General features: G+C 67.7%; 6 protein-coding genes. 1 reads left to right on the forward strand and 5 read right to left on the reverse strand.

Annotated features, from left to right (window positions below; all coding sequences use genetic code 11):
- Together AC1VAN_RS05870 and AC1VAN_RS05875 are read right to left on the reverse strand one after the other, a co-directional pair.
- Positions 1-373: GGDEF domain-containing protein (locus tag AC1VAN_RS05870; protein ID WP_480985442.1), on the reverse strand; the 373-nt coding region annotated here is incomplete at its 3' end.
- A 4-nt stretch (positions 374-377) separates the two neighbouring features.
- Positions 378-2,480 carry a sensor histidine kinase gene (locus tag AC1VAN_RS05875; protein WP_099783934.1) on the reverse strand — a complete coding sequence of 701 codons (2,103 nt, stop codon included), beginning with the start codon at positions 2,478-2,480 and terminating at the stop codon, positions 378-380.
- 143 nt (positions 2,481-2,623) lie between these two features.
- On the opposite strand from AC1VAN_RS05875, the gene AC1VAN_RS05880 reads away from it, so the two are divergent.
- Positions 2,624-5,383 (forward strand): bifunctional diguanylate cyclase/phosphodiesterase, encoded by a 2,760-nt coding sequence (locus AC1VAN_RS05880; RefSeq protein WP_480985443.1) that lies wholly within the window; start codon positions 2,624-2,626, stop codon positions 5,381-5,383.
- Between the two features lie 110 nt (positions 5,384-5,493).
- Here AC1VAN_RS05880 and AC1VAN_RS05885 read toward each other — a convergent pair whose 3' ends face one another.
- From AC1VAN_RS05885 to AC1VAN_RS05895, 3 genes are all read right to left on the reverse strand, one after another.
- Complete coding sequence (locus AC1VAN_RS05885) at positions 5,494-6,021, reverse strand: hypothetical protein (protein ID WP_442252409.1); 528 nt, start codon at positions 6,019-6,021, stop codon at positions 5,494-5,496.
- Between the two features lie 67 nt (positions 6,022-6,088).
- Positions 6,089-6,304: a hypothetical protein gene (locus AC1VAN_RS05890; RefSeq protein WP_025879121.1), complete on the reverse strand. Its 216-nt coding sequence runs from the start codon at positions 6,302-6,304 to the stop codon at positions 6,089-6,091.
- Positions 6,305-6,402: 98 nt separating this feature from the next.
- Complete coding sequence (locus tag AC1VAN_RS05895) at positions 6,403-7,593, reverse strand: methyl-accepting chemotaxis protein (protein WP_478046835.1); 1,191 nt, start codon at positions 7,591-7,593, stop codon at positions 6,403-6,405.
- Between the last annotated feature and the right edge of the window lie 112 nt (positions 7,594-7,705).

A 7,705-nucleotide genomic window follows, 5' to 3' on the forward strand; every position in this document is an offset into this window, starting at 1 on the left:
GCGTATAGGGCAGTACCGACAGCGGCAGTTCCATCTGCTGGCGGATCTCTTCGGCGAAATCCTCGGCCAGGGGCAGATCGGCGGTGCGCGGCACGGCAATCAGGAACTCATCGCTGCCATGCCGCCACAGCATGCCGCGTCCGCGCAGGTAGGACTGCAGGCGCTGGGCCACCAGCACCAGGGCCTGGTCGCCAACCTCCGCGCTCATGTTCTCGTTGACCGAGGCGAAGTGGTCGATGTCCACATGCATCAGCATCAGCGGGGTACCTCCGGAGGCGGCTTCGGCGACCATCGCCTGCAGCTCGGGGTTGCCGGCGCCGAGGCGATCAGGTGCATCATCGATGCTGACCGGGGGCAGGTTGGGGTTCCACATGGGCTCAGTATTCCGCTGACTCGACGGCCGCCGTAACAGCGGCCTGGTAAGGAAGGTGGACATCGACGAGGGTACCGGCGCCATGCGCCGACTCGATCCGCACGTGGCCGCCCACGCTCTGCGCACGCTCGCGCATCACGATCAGGCCCAGTCCGCGCGGGCCATCGGGGTCGAACCCTTCGCCATCGTCACGGATCATCAGGTGCAGCCCGCGCTGGTCGACATCGCGCAGCTGCAGCACCACCTGGCTGGCGCGCGCGTGGCGCAGCGCATTGGTCAGGCTTTCCTGGGCGATGCGGAAACAGGCCTGCTCGATGCTGTTGTCCGGGCGCGTGGGCAGCGATTCGATCTCGGCCTGCAGCTCGACGGTGGACGAGCGGAACAGCACGCGTGCCTGCCAGCTCAATGCCGCTTCCAGGCCCAGCGCATCCAGCTGCGGCGGCCGCAGCAGGGTGGAGATGTCGCGCAGCTTGGCAACGGTGGTATCGGCCAGGCTGACGATCTGCGCCAGGTCCTCGCCGCGCCGCTGCGCATCGTCCTCGTCCTGCGCCGCATAGGCCGACAGCTTGATCGCGGTGATCGCCTGGCCGATGTCATCGTGCAGGTCGCGCGAGATCGCCCGGCGCTCGTCTTCCTGCAGCGAGAACAGGCGGCCGGCCATCGCCTGCAGCTCGCGGTTGCTGGTCTCCAGCGCGCTTCGGGTCTGTTCGGATTCACTCAGGTCGCGCACGATCAGCAGCTTGCAGTCGCGGCCGCCGTAGCGCACGTCGCCCACCGCAATGCCAGCCTGGAAGCTGCGGCCATCGGCGCGCTGCATGGCCACCACGCTGCTGTGGCCCGGGCTGTGCTGCGGCTGCCCGGCGCGCATCTGCGCGCGCATCCGGGCCAGGTCGCCGCCTGCCACCAGGGCCGACAGCGGCTCGCCCAGCAGCGTGTGGCTGCCGTAGCCGAACAGGCCGGCCGCCCACGCATTGGCATACAGCACATGTTCGTCGGACAGGATCACCACGCCATCGGGCAGCACCCGCACCAGCTCGCGGAACTGCTCTTCGCGTTCGCGCAGCAGGCGCCGCGACTGCTCACGCTCGGTCACGTCCTGCAACGTGCCCAGTATCCGGTCACGTCCGGCTTCATCCACGCCGCTGGCGGCGCGCAGGTGCACCATCAGCGCACGGCCATCCATTGCCAGTACCGGCAGCAGCACGTCCACCTGCACCTGCTCACCCGAGCACAGCTCGGCCAGCACCTGGTCGGTCTGTGCGGCCGTGGCCGGGTCGGCTGCCACCAGCAGCTCGTCGAAACGGTGCCAGCGTCGCGCCTCGGGCGGGCGACGGCCCAGCAGGCGATAGACCTGGTTGGAGTAACGGCCCTGGCCGGTGGACGGGTCCAGCTCCCACGCGCCGATCCGGGCCAACTCGTGGGCTTCTTCCACGCGGGCCAATGCCTGGTCGCGCCGCAGTTGGGCCAGGTCTTCAGCGGTGCGGTCGATGGCGATCAGCAGGCGCGCAGTGTGGCCGTCGTAGTCGATCGCGTTCGAACGCAGTTCCATCTGCCGCAGGCTGCCATCACGCAGCTGCAACTGCGCGCGCAGGATGCACAGCTGCTCGGGCGCGCCGCGGATCTCCTCCAGCTTGGTCTGCAACGCCTGGTCCTGGCCGGGTGGCCAGAGCACGTCGATGGTCTGCGCCAGAAGCGCCTCGCGGTCCCAGCCGAAGGTGCTGCAGGCGGCCGGATTGGCATCGAGGATGGCCAGGCTGTCCAGGTCATACACCAGGATCGGGCCCGGGTTGCCCTCGAACATCTGCCGCAGGCGCAGTTCGGAGGCCTGCAGGCGGGCATGGGTGTGCAGCACGTGCTCGGCCAGCGGCCGCAGCAGCAGGTACAGCAGGCCGGCRCTGGCCAAAGCGAAGAACGCGCCCTTCATGCTCTGCCAGAGYGCCGCCTGCTGCGGGTCGGGCACCAGCGCGGTCACCGCGCCGTCGGTGGCGATCATCCAGGCCAGCGCCATCGCCAGGTAGCTCAGCACGATGCGCCGACGGTCGCGCCCCAGCGCCTGCGCCATCCGCGGGTCGGGAACAGGGGCGGTGCCGGTCGGTTCTACGGGCATGGACAGGGCAGGGAGGCGGGCAGGGAGAAGGGGTGCGGGCCATCTTACCGCGCAGCTGTGCCCTGGCCACTCAATTATCCGCCGCAGGCGCCGTTAACCACTGCGTGCCCCGCTGTCGGGCGTTTCATCCGGAGCAAGATCGCGTGGACCAAGGGATCATCGCCAGCCTGCTGCAGCATCCGCTCGCCTCGGCGCTGGTCATCGTCGACCGCAGCGGGCGCCCGCTCGCGGCCAATCCGGCTGCGCGCGAGCATGGCCTGCCGGCCACGGTGGCCGCCTACGCGCCGATGCTGGAAGACCTGCGCCTGCTGGCCGCCGACGGTGGCATCGTCGCGTGCACGCTGCCGGGCGGCCCGCGCGGCCACTACGATGGCCACCTGCGCGCCGTGCATGACGGCAGCGGCAACCTGCTCGCCTTCACCCTCAGCGTGCCCGAGCCGGTGCCGGTTGATGGTGGCGGTCGCTGGGAACTTGCACTGGACAGCGCCGGCCACAGCCTGTGGGACTGGGACATCCCCAGCGACCGGGTGGCGCGCACGCCCGCACTGGGTGAGGAAACGGCCACGCAGATACTGGCGCGCGTGCACGCCGACGACATCACCCAGGTGCGCGCCGCGCTGGATGAACACCTGCACGGTGACAGTGAGCAGTACAGTGCCCAGTTCCGCTTCCGCCAGGCCGATGGCCAGTGGCGATGGGTGCTGGACCGCGGCCGGGTGGTGGCCCGTACCGCCGACGGCCAGCCGCTGCGCATGGTCGGCACCCATACCGACATCGAGCAGCAGAAGCAGCTGGAAGCCCTGCTGCAGGAGCAACAACTGCATCTGCGCGAAGCCCAGCGCATCGCCAGCATGGGCAGCTGGTCGTTCGATCCGCACAGCCGGCAATTCTGGTGGTCGCCGGAACTGCGCTCGCTGCTGGCGCTGCGGCAGGACAGCATCCCTGGGCAGCGACGCTGGCTCAAGCAGCTGCACCCGCGCTCACGTGGTGCACTGCGTGCGGCCTGGCGCCGCCTGTGGCGCGATGGCCGGGCCGCCAACCTCGAACTGGAACTGACCCGCGGCAACGAACCCTCGCAGCATCTGCGGTTGTGGATGCAACCGTTGCTGGACATGGACGGGCAGCCCAAGCGCCTGCTGGGGCAGGTGCAGAACATCACCGAACAGCATCAGACCGATGCCCTCATCCGCTGGCGTACCGAGCTGCTCAACCGCGTGTCCGCGCTGGGGCGCATCGGTGGTTGCGAGATCGAAGTGGCGACGCGCAACATGCAATGGACCGAGGAGTGCTATCGCATCCACGGCCTGCGCAAGGAACCGATCACCCTCGACCAGGCGCTCGCGTTGTATGCCGAGGATTCGCGCGCGGCGTTTGAAGCCGCGCTGGGGCGCATTGCCGGTGGCGGCCTGCCGGAGCAGCTGGATCTGTGCTTCTACCGCCAGTCGGGGTTGCGCGTATGGGTGCAGGTGCTGATCGAACTGGACCGTCGTGATGGCCTGCCGCCGCGCTTTGTGGTCCTGTTCCGTGACATCACACGCGAGCGCGAAGCGAACGAGCGGATTGAACTGCTTGCCCACTACGACCTGCTGACCGGACTGCCCAACCGGGTGCTGCTGGGCGAGCAGACCTCCGAAGCCATCGAGGAAGCGCGCGATCGCGGCACCTCGCTGGCGATGCTGTTCATCGACCTGGACGGCTTCAAGAACATCAATGACAGCTTCGGCCACGCCACTGGCGATGCGCTGCTGAAGGCCGCCGCGACCCGGCTGCACCAGAACCTGCGCAACAACGACCTGTTCGGCCGCTTCAGCGGCGACGAGTTCATCGTGGTGCTGCGCGACCTGGCCGAACCGGAAGATGYCGGGCACGTGGCGCGCAAGCTGATCAATTCGCTGGCCGAGCCGCTGCGTCGTGGCGACACCACCTTGAAAGTGGGCGCCAGCGTGGGCATCGCCATGCTCGGCGAGAGCCAGACCGACTTCGATTCGCTGCTGCGCGCTGCCGACGCGGCGATGTACGCGGCCAAGGAAGCTGGTCGCAATACCTATCAGTATTACAGCCAGGACGCGCTGGCGCGGATCCAGCGCCGGCTGGAGATCGAGCACGGCCTGCACGGCGCCATCGAGCGCGACGAGTTCAGCCTGGCCTATCAGCCACTGCTGCACGCCCATCACGGCGAGCCCCCCGCAATCGAGGCGTTGCTGCGCTGGCATCGCCCGGGCATCGGCTACTGCAGCCCGGCAGAATTCATTCCGATCGCCGAAAAGTGCGGCGAAATCGTCCGCATCGGCGACTGGGTATTGTCCGAAGCCTGTCGCCAGGCAGCCGCGTGGGATCGTGCTGGCCTGCATTTCGAGCGCATTGCCGTCAACGTGTCGGCAGTGCAGTTGCGCGATCGTGGCTTTGCCGAGCGCGTGATCGAGATCTGCCACGCGCACGGCTGGCCGCCGCAGCGGCTGGAGCTGGAGCTGACCGAATCGGCGTTGATCCGTGACACCGACATCCTGCGCCACTGCTTCGATGTGCTGGAACGGCACGGCGTGCCGCTGGCAGTGGACGACTTCGGTACCGGCTTCTCCAACCTCAATTACCTCAACCGTTTCCCGGTCGGCCGCCTGAAGATCGACCGCAGCTTCGTGCAGGGCATGCTGCATGACTCGGGCACCGCCGAGGTGACCCAGGCCATCGTCCATCTTGGCCACGCACTGGGCATGAAGGTGGTGGCCGAGGGCGTGGAAACGCACCAGGAAGAGGACATGCTGCGCCGCCAGGGCTGCGACGAGATCCAGGGCTACCTGTACTCGCGCCCGCTCACACCGCGCGACCTGGCGCAGTGGCTGCGCCAGCAGCACCTCGCCCCAGGCCGCACCGATGCCGCCAGCGAAGTGATGCTGGCGCGCTGACATACTTATCCACGCATGGCGTGGATCTACTTCTGGGCAAGCCTGGGTGGGTGCCGACCGTTGGTCGGCACTGATGCCTGCACTCGCGGCCATCCACGCATGGCGTGGATCTACTGCGACGCGGCAACCAAGCGCTGCGGAAATTCGGAGCGAAGTCGTGCGCGTACCGCTTCGACCACCTCTACATAGCGTCGGCGCTGGATGAAATAGCCTATGTAGAACAGCACCAGGGCCACCAGCATCGGCCACGCAGCGGGTCGGACGAGGATGACCGGCACCAGCATCAGTGTCAGGCCCAGCGCGAACCAGCTGCACAGCCCGATCACCCGCACCTCCCTGCGCCGTGCATCGATCATCACCCGCCCGCGCATCAGCGGAAAGTAGCGACGGCCAACGCTCGGCACGAAGCTCTCGCGAAAGGCGATGCTGCCGTCCGGCAGCGCGCGGAACACCAGGCAAAGCCAGGTATCGGGCGGCAGGTCATGCTCCAGACCGGCCAGTGAAAGCTGCGCCAGCTCTGCCGGCGTAGCGGCGATTCGCTGGTTGAACAGCACGATGCCGGTGCGGAAGAAGAACGGCGCCCAGAGGGCCAGCAGCAGGAGTTCGATCAGCAGCAATGCGATCAGGGCGATGGCCATCGGTCTTCCATGAACGGGACCGGCGCATCATGCCACGTGGGCAGTTGCATCCACGCATGGCGTGGATCTACTTCAAGGCACTGCCATCCAGCCCCAGGTCCCACGCCAGGCCCAGCACGTCATCGCCGGCTGCCGGTGGGGCAGGGCGCGCGTCGGCCAGTTTCTGCAGCTCCTGGATTTCTTCGCGGGCCACCTCTTCCAGCTGGCGCAGCTGCTCACGTACGCCCGCATTGCGCGGGCGCTCGTTCTCGTTGATCGGGGGCAGGGCGCGGATCAGGGTCATGGTGCGCTTGCAGGATGCATCCAAAGGCGGGTCACACGCAAAGGCCCCGGCAGAACCGGGGCCTCGCACGCTGCCGGACGGGGCAGCGGACATCAGGATCAGAACAGCTCGACCGTACCGGCGCCCATGCTCTGCTGGGCAACCGGCTTGTGCGGCGGGCGCTCCCATTCGCTGCGCAGTTCGCGCAGGCGGTTGCCGGTGCGCTGCAGGGCAGAGGCGATTTCTTCGTCGAACACGCCGCCATTGCGATGCAGCAGTTCCTGCAGGGCCACCGCTTCGCGATTGATCGCGGTCAGGCGGTCCAGGTGGGTATGCACGCCGCCCAGGGCCTGGGTGGCGATGTCCTCGAACTGCAGGGCACGCACGGCTTCGGCCACGCTGCCGTCGATCGAGCGCGCGCAGTCGGACACTTCGCGCATGCCGTCACCCAGCGAAGCGTTGATCTGCGCCACGTTGTCCAGCATMGCCGCCGCTTCCTGGCGCGCTTCACGGGAGCGGTCCATATCGCGCGAGGCCATGTGCGAAACCGTCTCGCGGACCTTGGCGATGGCATCCTTGGAGCTGTGCGCCAGCTTGCGGATCTGCTCGTTGAAGGTGGTCGAACGCTCGGACAGGTTGCGGACCTCGTCGGCAACCACGGCGAAACCGCGACCGGCTTCACCGGCACGCGCAGCTTCGATGGCAGCGTTCAGGGCCAGCAGGTTGGTCTGSTCGGCAATCGACTTGACGTCTTCCAGCAGCGCGAAGATGCCATCCAGGTGCTGCGCCATCTGGTCGATGTGCTGCACGGTGGTGCTGCTCTGGCCGCTGACCTGCTCCAGCGCTTCCACCAGCTGTTCCATGCGGTGGCTGGCGTGCTGGGCGAAACGGGCAACGTCGAGGCCGGCGCCGCCTTCGTCACCGGCGCGGTCGACGATGCGTGACAGGGCCTGGCTCTGCTGGCGCGACTTGCGGTTCATGGCATCGAAGCTGCCGCCGAGGCTGGAGACGGCCTGGCGGATCAGGTCGCGGGCGCGTTCCACTTCGCCACGCGAACCGTCGATCTCGTTGCCGACGAAGTTGCGCAGTTCGGTCAGCAGCTGGTCCTGCTCACGCAGGACACGGGCATGTTCCGGGGAACGGTGCGCCTGGGCGCGGGCGGTCCACCACGCAAAGCCGAGCCAGCTCAGCGTCATCGTGGTCAGGATCGCCCAACGCAGGGCAACCGGCCATTCGAAACCGATGGCGAAGGGGAGCAGCAGGGTCAGAGCCAGGGGGGCGGCCAGACGGATGAAAATGCGTGAGTACATGGACGTTCTCGGGAGGTGCACGGAGGATGTATCGGCCGTACCCCCTTTCTCTTTAACGTCGATGTGCYCACTGAATGCGCCGGATTTCTGGCGCCGTCCGCCGGGCATGGCC

Source organism: Stenotrophomonas sp. 05L44_2, assembly GCF_056665995.1.